Genomic DNA, 23,580 nt, shown 5'->3' with positions numbered 1-23,580 from the left:
ATTACTCATACACCTTTACACATTTTCCATTTGACCAATCTGTTTTATAATACTCTGAAGACGATACATAATATGTACACTCCCCATCAGGATACCCATTTTTAAATTCTCCAGTAAGCATATAGCCACCTTCCGTTGGAGAATAATAATAGGATCCCGTTCCACTCATTTTATCTTCAGACCATTCTCCTTCATAAGAAGCACCACTTGTCCATTCATATGTTCCCTGCCCTGACTTCTGGTTGTTTGACACCATACCGCTATATTTGTCTCCATTACTATATGTAATTTGGGCCTTTCCATTTAGCTTTCCATTTGACATATCTCCGGAATATTTTGTTCCGTTTTTTAATGTCATTTCAACAGAGGTAGGTTCACCTTCTTTGATAACAAATGTATAGGTTCCGAAATCATTTGATACGTGATATGATCCTTCTATAAAAATATTCTTTTCAAATGTCCCTGTCGCATAATTATCTTTGGAATAAGTATACGTTCCAGTACCAGACATATCATCATTTAGCCAATCACCATCATAAGAAGCACCGGATTTCCAAGTATATATACCTTTTCCTGAACGTTTATCATTCTCTATTTCTCCTGAATATGAATCATTATTTGAAAACACCATGGTTCCAGATCCGGAAATTCCACTCTTATTGCAATCACCCGAATAAGTAGTACCATCTTGATATGTAATTTCAGCGCTACGTATTTCTTTATTGTCAAAGGCGATTATGTATTTACCTGTTTCATTTTCAAATTCACAGGTACCTTCTTTAAATTTATTGTTTTCAAAAGTTCCCGTATATGTAACATTTTCAGCTGTTGTATATACGCCTTGACCATTCATCTTGTCAGATTTCCATTCACCTTCATAAGAATCGCCATCAGCCCAGGTAAATAAACCAATACCAGATTTTTCTCCTGATGAAAATTCCCCCTCGTAAGTTCCTTCTATAGGAATTTTAAGATTACCTAATCCCTGTATCTGATCATTTTCCCATTCTCCTGTATATACAGCACCGGTATCAAATATAAATTCACCAGTTCCATCAAATAATCCAAAATCCATGTCTCCAGAATAGTTACCCATAGTTGTAGACACAAATCCATTTTTCTGATATTCATATTCTCGTATAACGCGCTTCTGAATATGATGAGTATTTATTACATAAGAAAAAGCCCCAGCTACGCTAGCTTCAACGATTGCTACACAAACTAATCCTGCAATAATTTTGTTTTTCCTTTTCTTCTTTGCTTTTCTATATTCATCTTCAGGAATTTCTTCCTCGTTAGTATCAACATTAATCGCTTCCAATGTTGATTCTTCATTTTTGACCAATAAATCTGCTTTTTTATCATTTGCCATTGTTAATTACTCCATGAACGCAATACCTGCATTTTCTTATTATCGTTTTCTAGAAATAGAGAAAAGAGTTCATCTAATATTCCAGAATAAATTTTACATCTATAACCATGTGGAGTTTTTTCTATAATATCTCCATTTGCAGCAAAGCTAACCACTGGGCATGTTCCACAATATGGCTGATAGACACAATCACAACATGAAGGAATAGTCTCTAGAATGCTGGATGCACAAATAGCTTTACATGTACTATTATTTATAAGAGACTGATATGTACTCGTCATTACATTTCCTAAACAAAATGCTTTATTGCCCATTTCATATAACATTCGTCCTTCATCACATGTAAAGATATTTCCATCAGCATAGTAAGCAATCTGTCCAATTCCTGCTCCACAAGGTGATCTAAGTTCCATGTAATTTACAAATTGTCCAGCAATCCTTTTAAGTAAAATAGAAGCATGTTCTTCCTTAAAGAAAGATCCGTTCTTATTTAGTTGAATTGCTGTTTTTAATGCTTCATTATAAAACTCTAAAAATTCCTCAGGGGAATATCCAATCTCATTCCAATTGACCGTTGCCTTTCCTAAAGGTGTTAAAGGTCGGATAAATATACTGTCAAAACCGAGATTATAATAGGTTTCAACAATTTCTTTTGGATAATTCAAAGACTCTCTTGTCGTGGTTTGAATTGCACCAACATATATCCCTGCTTCACGTAATTTGCCAACAGATTCAATCACTTTATTGTATGTTGGTGACCCATCTTTGTATGGTCTATTATGATTATGAAGTAAATCGTGACCATCAATAGATGTAGACACTCCAAAATTATATTTTTTAATAAAAGACAATATATTTTCATCAAGCAACGTCAAATTGGTCACAATATTATAATTAATAAAATGTGCGCCTTTATTTTCTTCCGTATATTCTACTATATGCCTTATTACATCGAAATTCAGCAGAGGTTCTCCTCCTTGAAATTCAAAGGTTAAACACTTTGTCGGGGATTGAAGTGCAATATCAACCGCTTTCTCAGCCATCTTTTTTTCCATAAATAGATTCGAACATTTACTTCCATTATTGGCCTGACAATATACACATCCCATATTACATGCTGTTGTGACCACAAATATATGTAATGATGCAGACATATTTAAATGGTTCTTTACAAATCTAAGATCATATCGGTTTGTGTCTGAAAACGCTAACGCTGTTTCATCATAAATCATATGATGTTCTATTAACTTCTGTTCCAACAAAGATCCATTCTTAACTTTTTGACTGATCAGATCCCGGAATTCTGATTCATTAATAAATATAAATTCTCCCAAATCATTTGTTAAAAGAATCTTTTCCCCAAAAGATTTGAAATTAAAATAATTCAACTTCATATAATTGCCTTCAACTCATCTCTTTCAATATTTATTGTGCCTGCAAACACACCACCACACGACTGTTTATAATTACATCCATCACAATTTTCACTATAACGAACTTTATTCGGAGAAATACTTCTCTCGCAAATCATCCAGCACGAAGGATCTACAGTACATAACGGAAAATTATATAATTTCACATCGATTCCGTTATTTATTAATTTATTAATTGCATCAGAGGCATAGTAAAATGCTTCTTTATAAGGAATCCATAATCTATCTTTATTCTTAAATGCATTTCCCGTCATTTCCATTGCAATTACACTAATATATTCGACCTGTGGAATCTCACGGATAATAAATTCCGCCAGATTGTTGATGTCCTCACAGTTTACCTTAGAAACAACAATTCGTATTTCGATTCGAATACCATATCTCAACAGTCGTTTAATCCCCAATATTGTCTGAGAAAAACTTCCTTTAGTTTGAGTGATACGATCATGAAGCTCTGCGGTTGAAGCATGGATGGGAATTGCAAGAATACTATTATTCGGTATTGAATCCCGTAGCATCTTGGCATATTTATCCAAGGCAAATATTCTTCCATTTGTTAAAAACAAACATTCTGTTTTATGGAATTTTTCACGTAACAAAAAAATAAATTTAAAAATATCTTCTCCGCTTAAAAATGGTTCGCCGCCTGTGATGGTTAAATGTGGGCTATCTGACGGAATATGTTTAGCCAAGGTAATTAAATTTTCAATATTTGTTTCGTCACCATTCTTCCTTGTATAATCTGGAGAAGGGCACATGATACAATTAGAATTGCACTTACCTGTAACGAAAAAATAATTATCGACAGAAGTTGTGTCATATCGGAGATACATTCTTCCATCTGGCCATATTTCATATACATCATAATTATTGTGATGTAATAATTCGCAAATTCCATCCGCATTTATTTCTAATTTTATCCTTGAAGGAAAAAGAAATAGTTCTTTTTTATCAAGAAAGATAAAATCCAATTCATCCTCAATTAAGTCTTTCTTTGTTTGTTCATCTAATGCTAAAGATACATATTTAAATCCTTCAGCATAATTCTCTATTTTTATACCCATGACAATAATCCCCAAGCACACATATAACTAACAAATCCAAGCGCAATAAAAGTAGCAAAAGGTATTTTTTTTACGATAGTAAGTGTTTCCACTTTTTTACCTTTGGCCCATCGTTTAACACTATCTACTTCATCCTCTGTAAGGCGGTCTCTCAAGTCTTCTGAGGATATTTTCGGCAGCCCTCTCACCCTTGAGTTTTGCATTAAAACTGTTGATCCCATTGACAAGATCATTCCTTTTTTAATTTCATCTATAGAAATCTCTTGATATAAGCTTGTTTTTATAGTCATTTGGCAAATCAAAAGTGCAACTACCAAAATATAGTTTTCAGGATGAATCGAGAATGGAATAAGTCTCAAGCAAATTGCCAACACAATATCAAAAATAAGAACAGATATTAAAATTTGTTTTTTTCTAAGTATTGGATATCTACCAGCAATCCAAGAAACTACAATGCAAATTATCCGAGTAATCCAAACTGGAACAAACAATCCCATTTCAGCCAATAAGTGTAAAATCAAAGTGACTGCACTGATATAGATAAGTGCGGTAAAAAAAGATTTAAAAAATGAGCATAGATAACCTTTTACGTAATTTCTCGTCATTTTATTATCTTTTTTTACAAGGGCGTATATTGAAGTCACTAATAAATAAATATACCCATAAAAAACTGCAATACCAATAGTAAAGACAACTGTAATCAAGTTATTTCCATAACTTATATAACAGTTTGATGGATAGAGCAGTGATAATACAATTATTAATTTACAGTCTCCTCCTGCAAAACAATGCGTATAGAACAAACAAAAACTGGCTATAGAAACAACAATGACATTTATAACAAATGGAAATATCATTTCACGGTAAAAGAATCCATAGTAAAAAAAATCCATTATTATTGCAAGTACCAAAAAAGGAAATAGCGTCTTATTGTAAACCATTCCTTCTGTTACATCAGTTTTAATAACAGCTAAACATAAAGAAAGCATAACCAGAAGAAAAAGTATTTCCATCCATCCCATTAAGAATTCTCCAATCCAATCAGATAATTTTCAAAGGCTTTGATAGTTTCTTTTTCATCATATTTACAATCCGAAAAGGTTACTAACCAATAATTATTCTCTGATTTAATATTGATATTTGCGAAATCTGCATATGCTTCTTTGGTATATTCAATATTATCAACGGAAAAAATTTCCGAATGTAACTGTAATGTTATCATTATTTGAACCAATCCTTTAATATTTCATCTTCAGAAAATTCTTCATTTTCATCTTCCAAGCTATCATAATTTTCATTTAGCATTACACTCGAAGCCATTGCCCTGGCAAGCATAAGTTCTCTAATATTTTTTGTTTGTTTATAAACTACATGTCTTACACTTTGAGAAAGCATTTCATTAATAAAATCTTTTTCCGAAATGGATTTTCCTTCCTCTTTAGCTGATATAAAAGCATAATAATAATCATCATCCGCATCTAAATGGATATATGCTATATCTGTAAAATTATAAGCCGCCTTGATGAGTGCTGTTCTTGAATATAATTCCTTACTAAATTTGAGCATTTCTTCAAATTCTATTTGCATAACTCGTTTATTCTCCTTCTGAATGACGTTTTTGATGTCGGGGATTTTCTGGCTTCTCTGCATTTTTCAGAACCAAACAAGTTTTTCCTTTCAACACAGTCCCTTAATACTTCCATTTTTACAATACCTGGAAACTCTTCTCCGTGAAATATTCCATTTTGTAACAATTTCACTCGTTATAAAATAATACAAAATTTATTTCAAATAATAGAAAAACGTCAATTTTATTATATTCCAACATGGAAATATTTTCAATTGTATATCTCTTTGTCACTAACTGTGAAATAAATAATTTCGTACATTAAAGGATTTTGTTAAGAACAAGATCCACCCCGTAATACACTATCGTAATCTTACTCTATTGTCTTTCTACTAGTCTAAAATCTTGATGGGGATTTCGTTTCCCCATACCCTCGCATTATAAAAGGCCGGAACTTCTCCGACCTTTCATTTCCCCCTATTCATTTCACCACATACACCGCTCTCATAATACGTTCTTTATTGTTACTACCATATGTATGGTACTTTTGCTTACTCCGAATTTTTTTGCAGTCTGCCTCACTGTCGCCTTATGTTCAATGATATAATATGCGATCTCTACTGCCCGTTCCTCAATATAATCTTTCATACCAAACCCCTACATTTATTGTTTTTACAATGTATGCAGGGGTAGGTAGCAATATGCGGTATAAAAATGTCTGCCGTATTACTCACTTTCTATTTCCATGTCTTTTGGCAGCACCCAACTCAAAACAAGTGAAATTATGAAAACACCGGCAACCATATTGGAGCCGAAAATATCCCCGAAGATTGATGGCAATCCTGAGAAGAAGCCTTCCACCTGTGTTACGCCTACCCCTACACACAAAGAGGTGGCAACGATAATCATATTTCTATGATCAAATCCTACTTTTGCAATCATCTCGAATCCGGCAACAACGATAGATCCAAACATAATGACGGTGCATCCGCCAAGAACGCAATCCGGCAAGGTCGATAAAAATGCACCGATCGGAGGAAACAAGCCTCCAAGAATCAACAGCAATGCACCAAACATGATTGTAAAGCGATTGACTACTTTTGTCATTTTCAAAAGACCGATATTTTGGCTAAATGACGTAATTGGGGATACTCCAAAAACACCTCCGGCAATCGCTGACATAAATCCGTCCACAGCCAGAGATCCACTGATTTCCTCATCTGTGATATCTCTTCCAAGAGCACCTGTACATGCGGCTGTAGTATCTCCGATCGTTTCCACCGCAGAAACTAAAAAAACAATAACAAATGAAATAATAATACCGATGTTAAATTTAGGTGCGTAAGCAAATAATGAAGGAAATGAAAATACCCCCAGTTGTGAAATCGTGGTGCCCATTGCCGAGAAATCTACCATTCCAAAACAAATGGCCACAATATATCCAACGATCAGACCAAATAATACATTCAGCTGCTTCAGTACGCCTTTGGCAAACACATGAAATGTCAGACAGGCAACCAATGTAATGGTACCGACCAGAAGATTTTGCCATGCCCCGATTTCATATTTTGCAGAACTGGCATAAGATGAAACGCCTACATTCAAAATACTAAGACCAATGGACGTAACTACACAGCCGGCAACGATAGGCTGGATTAGCTTCCTCCAGAATTTTGCTGTAAGACCTAAGACACCTTCAATACACCCGCCAACGATGATACCACCTATCATGTATCCGTAATCCTGAGAAGCCGACGCAAGACATGCAGCTAAAAAAGTAAAACTTAAACCCATAACGATCGGAAGTCCGGAGCCTATTTTCCAGATAGGATATAGCTGTATCAATGTACCAATACCTGCCACAAGCATACAATTCTGAATCAATTGCGCCGTCTCTATCTGCGTAAATGCCTGTCCATTATATACTGCAACACCCGCAATAATAATTAGCGGAGTTACATTTGCTACAAACATTGCTAATACATGTTGGAAACCGAATGGAATTGCCTTCGCAACAGGGACCCGTCCCCCTAATCGGTAAATATTACTGACATTTGCTGCATTCTTTTCTTTTGCCATTTTTGTTCTCCTCTTTTATTATGCTTACAGGCAATTGTTGCTGACGTTCCTCGCTTACTTTATACTTTTATGTGAATTCTTTTAATTTGATAAATCTCCCAACACATATACAACCACCTGTTTAAACAAAGTATAACATCTACCTATATACAATTCAATCTAAGCATAATACTTTCAGATTTATTCAATGTTTGCCGCTTTCCGGTATTCTGCTTCTAATGTGGCAGACGCTTCAGGAAGCTGCATTCCTTCTATCTTAAAATAGAAACTGGAGTGTGCAGATGCTATATTGATCGGGGCAGGTAAAGAAAACTTTCACTGGAATTAAAAAATAACATCAGGCTTACCCTGATGTTATTTTTATGGAGGGATATTCTTATGATTAGATTCCTAATTGCTCTTTCATGTATTCTACATCAGTGGATTTCCCGGTGTAGAGCTCAATGGCAATCAATGCCTGGAAGAGCATCATACTCATTCCGTTATATACTCTTGTACAGCCAGCTTCTTTTGCCTGCTTCATCATAACTGTCTCGCGTGGAGCATATACCGTATCGGTTACGATCAGATCCGGGCGGAAGAAGGATGTATCCGGAATATTTGAGAGGTCTTCCAACGGATGCATTCCTACTCCTGTCGCATCGCAGAAAATATCTGCTTCCTGCATTTTTTCTTTCAGAAGATCAAGATCTGCAAGATCATTCATGGTTGCTTTACATTCTGTGTTGTTATTGATCTTTTCAACAATCTCTTCTCCACGAGCGTAGAATTTATCCTTAATATTGAAGATGTGAAGTTCTGCAATTCCATCCAATGCTCCCCGAACAGCAATGGCTGTAGCAGCTCCTCCCGTTCCGATCAGAACCATCTTCATTCCCTTAAAGTCAATTCCTTCTTCTTTGATTCCCTGCCAATATCCCATACCGTCAGTGTTATATCCTTTTAATCTTCCCGTAACCTGCCCATTCTCATCACGCATATTTACAACGGTATTGATGGCTCCACAGAGCTGTGCTGCCTCGTCAACTTCTTCCAGGTATTTGTGAACGACTGTTTTATTTGGCATGGAGATGTTAGATCCAAGCATCTTTAACGCGCGGATACTGTTTACTGCTGCCTCCAGAGAATCGTTATCTACTTCAAAAGCAAGCTGAATCACATCGTCGCCATTCTTGTCATATGCAAGATTGTGTGTCGTAGGTGACTGTGTGTGACGAATCGGATAAGCCATCAATCCAACTAGTTCTGTATGTCCTGTTATATTTGGCATGATTATTACCTCTTTTCTCTCTGTTTACTTTTATTGAATTTACTTTTTTATCTATTTTTTATTTCTATTTCAAAGATTCTACTTTATCTCATCCAGGTCTAATAATCCTTTGAACTCGAGTACATTCAAGATAGCACGGCCGTCCATGGTTCCTTCCATAATGCGGCGGGCACGAACAGAATCTCCGATTGGGTATACATAAGTATCTGTATCGGCAAATGCTTCTTCTAATTCTGCAAGGAGTGGATTGTTTGCTCTCATTCCCAGGCAGTTAAATCCAAGGTCAAATTCCAGTTCTTTAATCTCGCCTTCCGGAGTCTTTACAACAAATGCATTTTCTTTTACTTCCTGGAGTGCTGTATTCACGTACTCTTTTACACCGTATTTGTCATGGGTCTCACGCATCGAACACTTTGTAATCGGATCTGCCATCATACCAATCTGCGGAAGCATATCAACGATAGCACATTCTGCTCCCCGTGGTGCAAAGTATTCAATCACATCAAGTCCTACAGATCCTCCGCCCATAACAACAACTTTCTTACCTTTGCAGAAGTCATCTGGGTACTTCCCTGCATTCAGGTTATTGATCATATCAAAGATGGTCGCTACATTGCCGGCTGCAATATTCTCTCTCAGGCCTGGGATTGGTGGAACCAATGGTACAGAACCTGTCGCGTTTACAACGATATCCGGCTTAAAGTTCTTAATCTTATCAATGGTAGCTTCTGTATTTAAGAACATGTATAAGTTCGGCAGTTTCTCAGCACGTTTTTCCAGATATCTTGGGAAGTCTTTCATACGCGTCTTGCTTGGAAGGTCGGAAATAAATGTAGATAATCCTCCAACATGATCTTTCTTCTCCAGTACGAATACATTACATCCGACTTCTGCTGCTGTACATGCAGCTTCAAGACCTGCAGTACCTGCGCCGACTACAACTACATTACAGTTTTTCTTAACTCTTAATTTCTTATAGATATCTCCTTCCGGAACTGCAGGATTGACTGTACAGCGAATCGGACGATTCACACCGATACGGTTTCCGGCACATCCGACGTTACAGGAGATGCATTTTCGTATCATATCATCTTCACCTTTCTGGACTTTTACCACCCAGTCCGGATCCGCGATCAATCCACGTCCCATACCGACGAGATCTACATCTCCGCTTTCGAGGACTTTCTCTACAACCTCTGGGTCACGGTAGTTTCCGGCATTGATGACAGGTTTGCCAAACTTTTCTTTGACAGCTCTTGCCTGATAAGAACGCCATCCATCCGGCAAGTAGTTCGAATCAATCTGATACTGAAGAGATGGATTCAGGCCACAGGATACATCATACATATCCACAAATTCATCCAGATACTGAAGATATTCCAGAGTATCCTCTAACGTATTTCCTTCAGGTACACGCTCTTCTGCTGAGATACGTACAATAATCGGGAACCAGGGTCCGACCTGCTTACGTACTTCTTCTAAGACCATGCGTGGAAAACGCAGGCGGTTCTCTACAGATCCTCCGAATTCATCGGTTCTCTTATTATAATATGGGGAAATAAACTGACTCATCAGATATGAATGTCCGCAGTGAATCTCTACAGCATCAAACCCGATTGCCTGCACTCTCTTTGCAGCTTCCCCATATTTCTTTACAGTTGTAAGAATCTCTTCTTTTTTCATTGGACGAGGAATCTCTCCGCCAACTTTTGTTGGAATATTGGAAGAGGATACCGTCTCCATTCCGGTTCTTGCAGAAGAAGCAGATGCACCTGCATGGTTAATCTGAATCGCAACTGTCGCACCATTCTTATGAAGGTTCTCAACCAGCTGGTAGTAACGTGGCATAAAACTGTCATGATCAATACGAATCTGACTTGTTCCATTGGAACCAACAGGATATTCTACATTGGCATTCTCTAAGATGATCAGGCCAACTCCGCCTTTTGCACGCAAGGAATAATAATTCATATGACGGTTACTCATCTCACCGCTTGTCTCCCCATAATTAGTTCCCATCGGAGTCATAGCGATACGATTACGGATCGTCATTCTTTTTACTGTTAAAGGTTCAAATATCTTAGGATAATTTGTTTTCATGAATCCCTCTCCTTATCATTATTTGTGAAAGGCATCTCTTCTGTTTGTGACGACTTCATTATAATCCCGCGAACCAATAACGTAAAATACATTTTATGTCAATTATTAATACATTAAAGCTATCATTCCAATGATGGCGCTTTCTGCTTCATATATTCGATAAATCTTTCTACGGCCGGCAGCTGATAACGATCCCGCATCCAGAACATGAAAGTGTGATGCATTAATTCAATATCATCAAATCTATGAATATTAACACGATTCTCATTGATCTCCTCAATTGCCGGAACAAGTGCAATTCCAAAATCTTCACTCACCAAAGCCACAATGGAATGTTCATCCGGGCACTCCACCACAATATTGGGCTGAAATGCCAGCCTTCGATATAATTGCTTTGTGTAATTTCCAAGCCAGGATTCCCGGTCATATCCGATCACCGGATAATTCCGTAGTTCCTGGATAGAGACTTTTTTATGAGATTCTAATTCATGCCCTTTTGGTGTAATCAGTACCATTTCTTCTGATAATACAGGAAAGAACTCAAATTCCTCTTTATCTATATATCCGCCGAAGCCGACATCCAGCTCACCAGATCTGACTTTTTTTGCAATTGCACTCGTATGATTCTGAAAAAAGTTAAATGTAACATTCTTATTTTCTTTTTTATTAAGAAAATCTCTTACGTTATGAGGAATGTAGTGACTTGCAAGCGGGAATACATAACCAATATCAATCTTTCCTCCGTCACTTGCCATTTCCTTCATCTTATTCTTCGCAATCTCACATTCATCAATAATCCGGTCCGCATATTCCAAAAAAAGTTTTCCACCTTTTGTCAGATTGACCCCTCTTCCATTTTTTTCAAAAAGCAAGACACCAAGCTCGCTTTCTAAAGACGCAATGGAACGGCTCAAGGATGGCTGGGAGATATAAAGTTCCTCTGCTGCCTTTCGATAATTTTCATATCTGGCAACCGTCTGAAAATAATATATCTGATTGAGTGTCATACGCACCTCCTTATATAGATTGTTTCTATAAAACCTATGGATTTATAATCTCTATCTTTATAATTCTAACATTTCAATAGCCTGAACGCATCAATTTTCACATATATTGGTATTGGAAATTCTATTCGCCGATTGATAAAATATAAACAACAAATCGTTAGTTTTTTAACGATATGGTGCTGCATTTCTTATGTTTGTGACAGAATACTAAGAAAACAAAACACAAAAAGGAGAACATTACCAATGAACAAAAAGTATTTACCAAGTGCACTGATTCTGTACCTGAACTATTTTATCCATGGTGTCGGCTGTTCTATTCTGGGACAGGCTGTCATCAAAGATGCTCTGGCAGCAAGCTGGGGCGTAGAAGCAATGGCAATCACAGCAATCTCTGCCGCATTAGGTCTTGGACGACTGATTGCTCTTCCATTCGCCGGTCCTCTCTCTGACAAGTTAGGGCGCCGCATTTCCTGTGTAATCGGAGGTGCCTCCTACGCAATCTACTTAATTGGTCTTGCACTTGCTTTTAATGCAGGAGCAAATGGCGGTTACCAGATTGCTTACATCTGCGCGATCCTCGGCGGTATTGCCAATTCATTCCTTGATACTGGTATCTACCCGGCTGTTGCTGAAGTATTCTACTCTGCACCTGGTGTTGCAACGATGGGAATCAAGTTCTTTATCGCTATCTCTCAGATGCTGCTTCCATTCGTGCTCGGTATTGCCGTAACAACATCTGCTTCCGGTCTTGTATCTTACAACCCATTATTCATTGGTTGTGGTATCTGCTACATTATATTAGTAATCTTGATTCTCTTTGCACCTCTTCCGGATGCCGATGCGAAGAAAGAGAAGAAAGAAGGCTTACTGGAAAGCATGAAGAAAACACATTTCTCCATCGAATCCGTTGCTATGATCCTGATTGGATTCACCTGCACTGGTACCTTCCAGTTATGGCTGAACTGTGCACAGAATTTTGCCAAAGAAGTGGTAGGCTGGGCTGATCCTTCTATCATGCAGACCTACTACTCCATGGGAACTATGCTCGCACTGATCGTAACTGCAATTTTGACACGTAAGATTAAAGATGTCCGCTTCATTATGGTCTATCCAGCAATCTGTCTTGCGACCATGATCTTGGTACTCATGGGCAAGTCACAGACACTTTGCATTGTTGGTGCATTCGTAATCGGGTGGGCTGGAGCAGGCGGACTTCTTCAGATTGCAACTTCTGTATGTAATATGCTCTTCCCGAAGATTAAAGGTACGGTAACTGCATTAGTTATGATCGCATCTTCACTCTGTAACTATACAATCTTAACAGCAGCTTCAAAGATGAGTCCGTCTGGCGTTATGACGATGAACATCATTCTTACCGCAATCGGCGTACTTCTTGGAGTATTTGTAAACCTGCGCTATGCAAAAATGGTGGAGCTTGCATCTGCTGAATAATTTCATTATAATCAAAATAATTGGCAAACTATGATAGAAAAGGAAGGATAAAATATGAATACAGTTCGTGTCAGAGATATTGAAATCGGTGCCGGTATCCCCAAAATCTGTGTACCGATCGTTGGAGTAACAAAAGAAGAGATTATTGCTGAAGCAAAGACATTTGACGCTATCCCGGTCGATGTTGTGGAATGGCGTGTTGACTGGTTCGAAGGTGTATTTGACTTTGATCAGGTACTCGATGTATTGAAAGACTTAAGAGATGCTCTGGGAAATACACCTATCCTGATGACATTCCGTACTTCCAAGGAAGGTGGCGAAAAGGCAATTGAGGATGTAGCTTATGCACAGTTAAACATCAAAGCTGCCCAGTCAGGATATGTTGATCTGATCGATGTTGAAGTATTCACCGGTGACGAGATCGTAAAAGAGATTATTGAAGGTGCTCATGCTGCAGGTGTAAAGGTTGTGGCATCCAACCATGATTTCTTCAAGACTCCTGATAAGGATGATATCGTAGGCCGTCTTAGAAAAATGCAGGATCTGGGCGCTGATATTCCGAAGATTGCTGTAATGCCTCAGAATAAAAAGGATGTACTTACACTTCTTGCCGCAACAGAGGAAATGGCATCCGAATATGCCGACAGACCGATCATTACCATGTCTATGGCAGGTACCGGTGTAATCAGCCGTCTCTGCGGTGAAGTATTTGGTTCTGCACTGACTTTTGGTGCTGCAAAGAAAGCTTCTGCTCCAGGACAGATGGGCGTGAATGATTTAAGCACTGTTCTTGAACTACTTCATAACGCATTATAAAAATCACAAAAACCTTGACTATTGCCTGGAGTCCATAACGGGCTTCGGGCAATAGTCAGGTTATCAGATATCTTGCAAGGAGGTAAAAATGAAAAAAGCAATTCACTGGCTGGATGAAAATCTTGAAGAATTTCTTCTGATCATTCTCCTGATCGGAATGACACTCATCATGGGCATACAGGTCTTTTGCCGCTATGCACTGGGAATGTCTCTGTCCTGGTCAGAAGAATTAACACGCTATCTGTTTATATGGTGCGGCTTTCTTAGCGTTAGTTACTGCAGCAAAAAATGCTTATCTATTAAGATTGAACAGTTTGTCGCAATATTTCCACGGCGCGGAAAAGCAGTCATCAAGGTTATCAACCATACCTTCGAGCTGATATTCTTTATCTACATGATTCCTTTTGCATATTCTTATATGATGTCTGCCGTAGAAAGCGGTCAGGTATCCCCTGCCTGCTCCATTCCAATGTATTACGTTCAGGCAGCACCTTTTGTTTCTTTTATTCTGGTTGCATTCCGAATCCTGCAGAGATGGATCATTGAATTCCGTATTGCCAGAGGTGAGAATGTCTTTGACCCGGCACACCCGGAACGAAACACTCCGGAATCATTTATTCAGGCAAATGCTGACACCAAATCCGAAATTGACAACCTCACCCATAATATAAAAGACTCAAGTAAGGAGGTTTCGTAATATGCCAGTCGCTTTATTATTTATCATCTTCGTGGTCGGACTGATCATTGCGATTCCTGTATCTATTACACTTGGAATCACATCCGTCCTTCCATCCATATGTGACCCGTCTTTCACAGTAGGTGCAAAATATTTGATTCGGGCGATGTTTGGCGGTCTGGATTCTTTCCCATTATTGGCAGTTCCGATGTTCGTTCTGTCCGGAATCATCATGGCCAAGGGTGGTATCTCCAGAAAGTTATTCGACATCTTTGCATACTTTCTTGGTAATCTGACAGCAGGCATGCCTTGTGCCGTAATTGTGACATGTCTTTTCTATGGAGCAATCTCTGGTTCTGCACCTGCTACTGTTGCCGCAGTTGGAAGTATGACCATTCCGATTCTGACAAGTCTCGGTTATGATCTTACCTTTACTACCGCGATTGTTGCTGTTGCCGGCGGCTTAGGTGTCATTATTCCACCAAGCATTCCATTCATCATGTACGGAATGGCTTCTGGAGCATCCGTAAGCAATCTGTTCCTGGCAGGTATCATTCCCGGTCTCATGATTGGCGGACTTCTCATGTTCTATGCTATCTTCTATTGTAAACGTAATGGAGAAGACAAAGAAAAGATTCATGCGGAAGTAAAAAGATTACACGACAAAGGGTTATTCAAAGTAATCAAAGAAAGCTTTTTTGCAATTTTAAGTCCTGTTATCATTCTTGGATGCATCTACAGCGGAATTGCATCTCCGACAGAGGCTGCTGTTATCTCCGTGTTTTATGCTCTGTTTATCAGTCTGGTTGTATATAGAAGTATTCGAATCAAGGACATCTGGGGTATCTTACAAGAAGCAATCCGAACATTTACCCCCATTCTTTTCATTCTGGCGACTTCTACTGCTTTTTCAAGGGTACTGACATTAATGCAGGTTCCTCAGACAGTCAGTGAATTTATCAGCAACAACTTCCATAGCCCTGTGCTGATCCTTTTCGTGATTAATCTGTTCCTATTAATTGTAGGTATGGTAATGGATACGACACCTGCTATCCTGATTCTGACACCAATCCTTCTGCCAATCGTTACGAATCTTGGTATGGATCCTGTTCAGTTCGGTGTAATCATGGTAGTGAACCTTGCCATTGGATTTGTAACTCCTCCAATCGGAGTAAATCTTTTTGTTGCCAGCTCATTAACAGATGTTCCGGTCATGACAATTGCGAAGAAAGCTATGCCCATGATTATATACTTTTTAGCTGCATTACTTTTGATTACATTCATCTCGGCACTTTCTCTGGCATTGTTATAGGAGGCATGAAATGAAATTTCGTAAGATAAAATCGCGTTTAATATCTACCGGCCTTGTCCTTATAATAGCTTCTTCTTTGTTCCTTACCGGCTGTGGTAATTCCAGTGAAGAAGAGGATGTACAGCGTTACGCATGGCCGCTTGCCACTGCAAGTCCAGAAGACACCGTTACTCAGATCTTTTCCGAAAAATTTGCGGAAGAAGTCTCACGTCTCAGTGACGGGAAGATGAAGATTCAGGTCTATCCCAACTCTACGCTCGGAGGTGACCGTGATCTTCTGGAGACCTGCGCAGACGGCGATATCCCATTCATTGTACAGAACACTGCTCCTCAGGTAACCTTCATGCCTGATCTCGCAGTTTTTGACCTGCCATGTGTATTCGATTCACTGGACGATTGCAGAGAGACCTTAGATGACCCAGAATTTTTCGACTTGATCAGTAATGTGTACACGGAAGGCGGTTACCATCTTCTGGGGATGGCTGATCAGGGGTTCCGTGTCATGAGTACCAACACGCCAATATATGAATTTGCAGATTTTAAGGGCCAGAAGATTCGGACCATGGAAAACAGCTACCACCTGGCATTCTGGAAAAGCTTACATGCCAACCCGACACCGATGAGCTTCAGTGAAGTATACATTGGACTTCAGCAGCACACAATTGATGCGCAGGAGAATCCATATGAAGTCATCGTATCTAATAAGCTATATGAGCAGCAGGATTATGTGGTGGAGACCAACCACCTGCCACATCTGATCTCCCTGATCGTAAATGATGCATTTTTCCAGAATCTCACTAAGGAAGAACAGGACATCATGACTCAGGCCGCAAAGACCGCAACAGAATATGCCCGAAAACAGTCTGATGAGAGAATTGCTGAACGAATTACTACAATTGAAGACAGCGGCACAGAGATCATTACCCTCTCTGATGAAGTAAGAGATGAAATCCGAGAAAATTCCCAGAATGTGTATGAAGATATCAAAGCAAATATCTCGAAAGATATCTACAACACATATCTGGGAATGGAATAAAATCAAGAATCCACCGGGAAAATTCCAAAAGAAAAGGGGAAATCGGCTAATGCCGATTTCTCCTTCATTATCCATACAACTTTTATTCTATTCACACCAATTTATTGCCGATGAAGCAGCCGCATCTACTTTTTACAGATCGTATTACTTACGATAATAATCACCAGACAATCAATCAGTATAATTCCCACCGATATATATACAAAGCTAACCGGCAATACATCTTCAAACACTTCCATGATAAGAATCAGGATGGAGATCACTGCCATTCCAATCCCCATCGTCCTACATAACTTCTTCTCATCATATTTTTTCTTTTCTTCTTTTGAGGCTGTATTGTAACCGGCAATAAACCAGCTCCCATGTCCGGAGAGCAGAACGATGGAGATGACTACAAAGATTACAAACACTACCCATACGATCCAATCTGGTCCGTTTGATACATCCGCCAGTTTCATTCGAACTCCTCCTTTTTCGCATCTTTTGCAAAAATCTACTCCTACTGATATAGTATATACTAAAAATATGATAAAATAAACTAGTAACCTGTTGATATCATCTAATTGATCTTCAAACCAATCACACGATAGAATATACAAAAAATTGAGGGAAAGGATTCTGAAGAAAGAAGGGATTATACTATGAAAGCATTATTTATTGGGGGAACGGGTACAATCAGTACCGCTATCGTAAAAAGGCTTATACAAGAATTGAACTGGGAAGTATGGACTCTCAACCGTGGCAGCCGGACACAGGCTGTACCAGAAGGCGTTCATCAGATTATTGCTGATATTCATGATGAAGCAGCTGTTGCAGAAGCAATCAAGGATATGACTTTTGACACTGTCTGTGAATTCATCGGGTATCATGTCGAAGATGTAAAACGCGATTACCGCCTGTTCCAAGGAAAAACTAAGCAGTATATCTTTACCAGTACTGCTTCTGCCTACCACAAACCTGCTGCCAATTATCTGATCACAGAGGGAACTACTCTTGCGAATCCACACTGGCAATATTCCCGGGACAAAATTGCCTGTGAGGAATTCCTGATGGATAAGTATCGAAAAGAAGGCTTTCCGGTAACAATTGTCCGTCCAAGCCATACCTATGACGAGCGTCGTATTCCATTGGGTGTCCATGGGAAGAATGGTTCCTGGCAGGTCGTTCAGCGAATGATCGAAGAAAAACCTGTCATTATTCACGGAGATGGCTCTTCTCTATGGACTATGACATTTAATACAGATTTTGCAATTGGTTATACCGGTCTTATGGGCAATCGTCATGCAATCGGAGAAGCATTCCAGATTACCGGAGATGAAACTCTTACATGGAATCAGATCTATCAGACGATCGCAGATGCTTTGGGCGTGACACTTCACCCTTACCATGTAGCTTCAGACTATCTCTCTGCAGTTGGTGATAAATATGGATATGATTTCGAAGGAAAACTGACTGGTGACAAATCTGTCTCTGTCGTATTTGACAACACGAAACTAAAAAGAGTTGTGCCTGATATGAGAACTACGGTCCGCCTCGACCAGGGCGTACGAATTGCCCTTGATTATGTATTATCCCACCCTGAAGAATGCCAGATACCTGATCCAGAATTTGATGCCTGGTGTGATCGCGTGATCAATGCTCTGGAATCCTCCAAAGCTGGTATATAAAATACATTATCGAGCAGAGCCCGCCAGCCGAAGGCATGTATTGCGGGATGCTCGAATGAATATATATTTTTACAACTTATTACCCTTTTACAGAGCCTCTCATCATACCAGAAATCAGATATTTCCGGAAGAACAGTGCCGTCACCGCCGGTGGAATCAACGCAATCATTCCTGCAGCTGCAATCAGACCATACTGTATGGAATCTTTGGTCATAAATTCTGATACAACAATTGCCATTGGCTTTGTTTCCATAGAAGATGCCAGAATCAGTGGAATCTGGAATTGGCTCCAGGTATTTAAAAACATAATCAGCGTGACTGATAATATAATTGGATAGGAAAGCGGCAATATGATTCGGAAAAACGAAGCCGCTTTTCCGCATCCGTCAATCATAGCTGCCTCTTCCAGCTCCTTTGGAATCGTTGCAAAATAATTGGAAATCAGCCAGGTTGCCATTGGAAGGTAGGAACTCACATACACCATACTGAGCCAGACAATATTATTCAACAATTTTGCCATTGCAAACATACGATACAGCGGAATAATCGTTGCCATTACAGGAATAACCATTGTTACCAAAAGAAGATTCTTAATAACCTTCCTTCCTTTAAATTCCATTCTACTTAATGCATAGGCACTCATCATCGCAATCGGAATCCCGATGCAAAGCGTAATACAGACTGCCCTTAAAGAATTAAACATTCCAGTAAAAAAAGTATTTCCTCTCCGGCTTCCGGAAAACATCTCCACATAATTGGAAAATATCATATCATCTGGCAGTAGCTTGCTCGTCGGCGCAAAAATTGCGTAATCAGGTGTAATGGATATAATAAAGGTCCAGACAAAAGGCCCTACCGTAAAAATCAGGAACAAAATCGTAGCCAGAACATATCCGAATTTTTTCGCATATTTCATCAATATTCCACCTCCTTATTTAGGCTTCGCAAGTAGAATATTCCAAGGATCAATGCGAAGAACATTACAATGTATGTCATGGCACTTCCTTTTCCAAAATTCAGGAATGTAAATGTGGTCAGATAACTTTCCATTAAGATATTCTTTCCTAGATCACTGTATCCCGAAAGAGCCACAATTTCATCAAACACATTGATTGCTGTTACCGATGTTGAAGTAATTCCTACTGCAAGGAAAGGTTTCATAAGCGGCATCATAATATGACAGAAAATAGTCCTTGATGTACCTCCGTCTATTTTTGCTGCTTCAAACAGACTGTCAGGAATCGATTGACGTCCGGCCAGACAAACGAGCGCCATAAAAGGGATGCTTCTCCAGACAACAACAATGGAAATCACCAGCAGAAGTGTCCATCTTGAGCTTAAGAACTCAATTGGTTTACTGATAATTCCAATGCCAATCAAAAGTTTATTCAAAAATCCATATCCAGAGAAAAATACAAACTTCCATAAGATACCATTTACAAAAGGCGGCAATGCCCACGGAAGAATCGCTAATGCCAATAACAAACCAGACCATTTCACATCAACATTAAGAAAAGCTGCCACCAGATATCCAAATATCGTTGTAAACACAACAACAAATACAAGGATAAAGATTGTATTCTGCAGGCTGTACCAAAAAGAATCTGACTGAATAATATCAATGTAATTCTTAATTCCTATATAGTGAATATCTCCAGGAGCTGTCAGCTTCCATTTCTTTAAACTGTATGAAAATGTAGCAATGATCGGATAAAATACTAATACACCCATGATAAGAATCATGGGTGTTAGTAAAAGATAAGGTAATATCTTTTTTTTCATCATTTATTCCTTAAATTATTCGTTGATTAATTTCTCTAAAGCTGTTTCCATCTCATCAAATGCTTCTTCTGCTGTGCATTCGCCAAGTGCCATCTTATTGATTGCATTGTACATTGCACTGCTCATCTCCGCATAATAAGAAGGTACTCCGTTCGGGAATGGAGAAGAGATTAAGTTTGCTTCTTCTAACATTGCTCCTGCATTCTCGATCGTTCCGTCATTGATCAGCTCTTCCAGAACAGAATTACGTGTAGGAATTGCACTGTTTGTTTCATTTAACTGTTTCTGCATATCAGCAGATGTATACCATTCTACGAATTTCTTAGCAGCTTCTTTGTTCTCGGAAGCTTTTGTAACACCAATAGCTTCTGGAAGTGCCATTGTCTGAGTTGCTTTTCCATCTTTACCCGGGACAAGGATGGATTCGATTTCTCCAACAACGCTGCAGATTTCTTCGTTCTGGCTTCTGGATATGAAAGAGGTAGGACCTGTAAGGAAGCTTGCTGTACCACCACAGATACGCATATAAGCATCCATACCTGAAGATGTCTTATCTTCTGGAGCTACTAACTCTTCATTTACCAATGTTTCTATATACTTCAATGCTTCTAATACAGAATCTTTATTGAAAGTTCCGTCATCGTTCCATACCACGCCATTCATGGTATATGCCAGCCACATTAAACATGTAGATGTCTTTTCTTCTGCATTTAATGCAATTGCAAATGGATAGTCTACAGTCCCTGTAGATTTAAGTGTTCTGCAATCTTCCAGAACATCATCCCAAGTCTGTGGTTCCTCTGTAATACCAGCCGCTTCAAACTGCTTTGTGTTATAATATGACAAACGGTAGTCGTTCGCATATGGAATTGCCAGAACCTTTCCATCCTTTGTAAATGTTTCGAGTGTCGGCATATCTTCCTTATCTTCATCTGATACTTCCAATGGCTCTAACCAATCTGCCGCATCAAATTCTCCGACCCATGACCAGTCAACTTCCACAACATCTGCTGCACATTCTCCGGCAGAAGCAGCTGTTGCTAATTTCTCACGGATATCATCCCATCCAACTTCAGCAATCTCAACTTCAATTCCTGTTTCCTCTGTAAATGCAGCAAGCTGATCATCTGTTGGTACACCCCAGTCAGGTACCATAAATGTAATTTTTTCTCCTGATGATTCCTCAGCTGCATCCTCACTGCTTTCACTGCTCTCTTTGCTTCCGCCACAGCCCGCAAGCATGGTAAGCGTCATAGCGGCAATCAACAATACACTGATTAGTTTCTTCTTCATAGTTTTTATATGATATGTCCAGAAGCTTCCTATCATATTTCCTCCCTTTTCGTCTATTCATATCTTCCATTACTCTTCTACTGGCTTCTGCAAATATATCCTCTGAATGAATTGATATATTTCAATACTATTAAGTAATGTTCCGATACCCGGATATCTGTATTCTACCATCCACGGATTTTCCAGTATTTCATATATGTTAGTTTTATTTTATATTTGTTTTATTTCTTCCGGATATATCTATTGATTTTTGTAATATATTTTTGTATTTATTTACATTTTCTATACATTGAATTATTTTATTACTTTTACTTTCTTTCGATATGCCAACGGGGTCTCGCCTGTGATTCTTTTAAACACCGTCTGAAAATGACTCTGAGAGGAAAAATTAAGCAGACTTGCTACTTCGCTTAAATTGTAATTGCTGAAACGAAGTAAGCGTTTTGCCTCTTCTGTCTTCTCCTGTTGAATGTACTGGGTAATAGAAAGTCCCATCTCCTGTTTGAATCGGCTACATAAGTAGGATCTGCTATAGCCTAATTCTTTTGCCATACTTTCTGTTCGAATCGGTGCGAAAACATTCCGTGAAATATATTGAATACACATTCTGCAAAAGTGCCTTTTATCATCTGCAGGACATCGTAATTTTTCTACCTGCTCTGCAAAATCAATCACCATTTCCTGAAAAAGCCGTTCTACCGCAGGACAATCCTGCATCAGTTCTAGCTTCTGAATATATAGTTCCATCGCAAGAAATGCCTGCTGAACATCCAGTCCTCCCCGAATCGCAGCCTTCGATACGCTGTCTGCCATGGCAATCCCTCTGTTTTTTATTTGCCGCAATTCATCATATACGATACTCCCTGTGTATACTTTCGGCGGAGCACTGAATAGTTCTTTCAGCTGGTCTGCCTGTCCATTCTCAACATAAGAACATACCAGTTGTTCCCAACTAAAGCTTTGCTCAACTGCCTGAGATAATCCCATATCTTCTATATTATTCATTCGATTCCCGGTATACTCTATTTGTACAGAATTCTGGATGCTTTCCGGCGGTCTTTCCATCCATACTTCCTCAATCGCAAATGCCCGCTTTCGCAACATTGTTTCTAGAGATACTAACAACCATGCAAGCCGCTGAATGTTAATGACAGGCGTGCTGCATAACCATCGAACGTAAGCATTCTTTTTCTCTTCTTCAATCCTCAGGATTGCCAGCAATTCTTCCATTTCTTGTCCGCTGCCTTTTAAAGCACACGTTGGTCCAAGAATTAGTCGAAGACCTGGCTTTAATGTAAGAAAAGCATAAAACTGATATAAAGATGTCGTGATTATGCCTACATCATGTCCAGAATCTATGATTTGAGATAAAAAGGGACCTAACGGATCTGGCTCAATACAGTAAGGCGAAAAATAATATAAAGGAGTGCCGTCTTGATACAAACGTACTCCTGTAGTGTATGCTTTCGCCAGGCTATAACACATGGATTCATAGACTTTCATGTTCATTATATCGGATTCTTTTCTCATAATTTTTCTCCCAACCATGTTTTCTTGAGAACCAGCATATCACTACGTGCAAACCAAATTCAACTCTTTTCAAATGTGTTTGCAATAAATGTCTAAATATGACTATACACGGCGTGCCTTGATG

21 protein-coding genes and 1 pseudogene are annotated in these 23,580 nt (G+C 38.9%); 6 read left to right on the top strand and 16 right to left on the bottom strand.

All coding sequences use genetic code 11. The features are described from left to right. Window position 1: 1 nt before the first annotated feature. From ABE613_RS00945 to ABE613_RS00895, 11 genes and pseudogenes are all read right to left on the bottom strand, one after another. Window positions 2–1,372 (bottom strand): MORN repeat-containing protein, encoded by a 1,371-nt coding sequence (locus ABE613_RS00945; protein WP_347375367.1) that lies wholly within the window; start codon window positions 1,370–1,372, stop codon window positions 2–4. A gap of 2 nt (window positions 1,373–1,374) precedes the next feature. After that, complete coding sequence (gene hxsB / locus ABE613_RS00940; protein WP_347375366.1) at window positions 1,375–2,766, bottom strand: His-Xaa-Ser system radical SAM maturase HxsB; 1,392 nt, start codon at window positions 2,764–2,766, stop codon at window positions 1,375–1,377. Next, entirely contained in the window at window positions 2,763–3,869 is a 1,107-nt protein-coding gene (gene hxsC, locus ABE613_RS00935) for a His-Xaa-Ser system radical SAM maturase HxsC (RefSeq protein WP_347375365.1), read from the bottom strand. Before hxsC ends, hxsB begins: the two co-directional genes overlap by 4 nt. Continuing rightward, window positions 3,860–4,891 carry an A24 family peptidase gene (locus ABE613_RS00930; RefSeq protein WP_347375364.1) on the bottom strand — a complete coding sequence of 344 codons (1,032 nt, stop codon included), beginning with the start codon at window positions 4,889–4,891 and terminating at the stop codon, window positions 3,860–3,862. Before ABE613_RS00930 ends, hxsC begins: the two co-directional genes overlap by 10 nt. Continuing rightward, window positions 4,891–5,091 (bottom strand): HxsD-like protein, encoded by a 201-nt coding sequence (locus ABE613_RS00925; protein ID WP_347375363.1) that lies wholly within the window; start codon window positions 5,089–5,091, stop codon window positions 4,891–4,893. Before ABE613_RS00925 ends, ABE613_RS00930 begins: the two co-directional genes overlap by 1 nt. Further along, window positions 5,091–5,456: a His-Xaa-Ser system protein HxsD gene (gene hxsD / locus ABE613_RS00920; RefSeq protein WP_347375362.1), complete on the bottom strand. Its 366-nt coding sequence runs from the start codon at window positions 5,454–5,456 to the stop codon at window positions 5,091–5,093. The genes ABE613_RS00925 and hxsD overlap by 1 nt, the downstream gene beginning before the upstream one ends. Before the next feature lie 502 nt (window positions 5,457–5,958). After that, a pseudogene (locus ABE613_RS00915) lies at window positions 5,959–6,084 on the bottom strand (sporulation transcriptional regulator SpoIIID); the annotation flags it as partial. A gap of 78 nt (window positions 6,085–6,162) precedes the next feature. After that, on the bottom strand, window positions 6,163–7,515 hold the full coding sequence (locus ABE613_RS00910; RefSeq protein ID WP_235232353.1) for a uracil-xanthine permease family protein: 1,353 nt from the start codon (window positions 7,513–7,515) through the stop codon (window positions 6,163–6,165). 382 nt (window positions 7,516–7,897) lie between these two features. Continuing rightward, on the bottom strand, window positions 7,898–8,788 hold the full coding sequence (locus tag ABE613_RS00905) for a quinate/shikimate dehydrogenase (RefSeq protein WP_334302611.1): 891 nt from the start codon (window positions 8,786–8,788) through the stop codon (window positions 7,898–7,900). 75 nt (window positions 8,789–8,863) lie between these two features. Then, entirely contained in the window at window positions 8,864–10,885 is a 2,022-nt protein-coding gene (locus tag ABE613_RS00900) for an oxidoreductase (RefSeq protein ID WP_235232355.1), read from the bottom strand. 122 nt (window positions 10,886–11,007) lie between these two features. Next, window positions 11,008–11,892, bottom strand: coding sequence for a LysR family transcriptional regulator (locus tag ABE613_RS00895; protein ID WP_235232356.1), 885 nt, complete (start codon window positions 11,890–11,892; stop codon window positions 11,008–11,010). A gap of 243 nt (window positions 11,893–12,135) precedes the next feature. Here ABE613_RS00895 and ABE613_RS00890 point away from each other — a divergent pair, with 243 nt between their 5' ends. The 5 genes from ABE613_RS00890 (at window position 12,136) to ABE613_RS00870 (ending at window position 17,184) form a co-directional block, all read left to right on the top strand. Beyond that, a complete protein-coding gene (locus tag ABE613_RS00890) occupies window positions 12,136–13,344 on the top strand; it encodes an MFS transporter (protein ID WP_235232357.1) in 1,209 nt (402 codons plus the stop codon). Between the two features lie 54 nt (window positions 13,345–13,398). Beyond that, the gene (aroD, locus tag ABE613_RS00885; RefSeq protein ID WP_235232358.1) at window positions 13,399–14,160 is read left to right on the top strand and encodes a type I 3-dehydroquinate dehydratase; all 762 of its coding nucleotides are present in this window, start codon (window positions 13,399–13,401) and stop codon (window positions 14,158–14,160) included. Between the two features lie 88 nt (window positions 14,161–14,248). Next, window positions 14,249–14,857, top strand: a complete 609-nt coding sequence (locus tag ABE613_RS00880; protein ID WP_235232359.1) for a TRAP transporter small permease — start codon at window positions 14,249–14,251, stop codon at window positions 14,855–14,857. 1 nt (window position 14,858) lies between these two features. After that, window positions 14,859–16,148, top strand: coding sequence for a TRAP transporter large permease (locus tag ABE613_RS00875; protein WP_235232360.1), 1,290 nt, complete (start codon window positions 14,859–14,861; stop codon window positions 16,146–16,148). A 10-nt stretch (window positions 16,149–16,158) separates the two neighbouring features. Next, window positions 16,159–17,184, top strand: coding sequence for a TRAP transporter substrate-binding protein (locus tag ABE613_RS00870; protein WP_235232361.1), 1,026 nt, complete (start codon window positions 16,159–16,161; stop codon window positions 17,182–17,184). 125 nt (window positions 17,185–17,309) lie between these two features. Here ABE613_RS00870 and ABE613_RS00865 read toward each other — a convergent pair whose 3' ends face one another. Continuing rightward, window positions 17,310–17,642 (bottom strand): DUF3784 domain-containing protein, encoded by a 333-nt coding sequence (locus ABE613_RS00865; protein ID WP_235232362.1) that lies wholly within the window; start codon window positions 17,640–17,642, stop codon window positions 17,310–17,312. 183 nt (window positions 17,643–17,825) lie between these two features. On the opposite strand from ABE613_RS00865, the gene ABE613_RS00860 reads away from it, so the two are divergent. Then, window positions 17,826–18,851 (top strand): NAD-dependent epimerase/dehydratase family protein, encoded by a 1,026-nt coding sequence (locus tag ABE613_RS00860; protein ID WP_235232363.1) that lies wholly within the window; start codon window positions 17,826–17,828, stop codon window positions 18,849–18,851. A gap of 79 nt (window positions 18,852–18,930) precedes the next feature. Here the strand turns inward: ABE613_RS00860 and ABE613_RS00855 are convergent, their stop codons facing one another. From ABE613_RS00855 to ABE613_RS00840, 4 genes are all read right to left on the bottom strand, one after another. Continuing rightward, window positions 18,931–19,767: a carbohydrate ABC transporter permease gene (locus ABE613_RS00855; RefSeq protein ID WP_235232364.1), complete on the bottom strand. Its 837-nt coding sequence runs from the start codon at window positions 19,765–19,767 to the stop codon at window positions 18,931–18,933. Beyond that, window positions 19,767–20,582 carry a carbohydrate ABC transporter permease gene (locus tag ABE613_RS00850; RefSeq protein WP_510182337.1) on the bottom strand — a complete coding sequence of 272 codons (816 nt, stop codon included), beginning with the start codon at window positions 20,580–20,582 and terminating at the stop codon, window positions 19,767–19,769. Before ABE613_RS00850 ends, ABE613_RS00855 begins: the two co-directional genes overlap by 1 nt. A gap of 66 nt (window positions 20,583–20,648) precedes the next feature. Continuing rightward, window positions 20,649–21,962 carry a sugar ABC transporter substrate-binding protein gene (locus tag ABE613_RS00845; protein ID WP_235232366.1) on the bottom strand — a complete coding sequence of 438 codons (1,314 nt, stop codon included), beginning with the start codon at window positions 21,960–21,962 and terminating at the stop codon, window positions 20,649–20,651. Window positions 21,963–22,220: 258 nt separating this feature from the next. Next, a complete protein-coding gene (locus ABE613_RS00840) occupies window positions 22,221–23,456 on the bottom strand; it encodes a helix-turn-helix domain-containing protein (protein WP_235232367.1) in 1,236 nt (411 codons plus the stop codon). Window positions 23,457–23,580 lie beyond the last annotated feature (124 nt).

Origin of the sequence: Dorea chungnamensis, from assembly GCF_039832125.1 — a bacterium.
Lineage (GTDB): Bacteria > Bacillota > Clostridia > Lachnospirales > Lachnospiraceae > JAFBIX01.
This window is presented reverse-complemented; position numbering and strand designations above follow the sequence as displayed.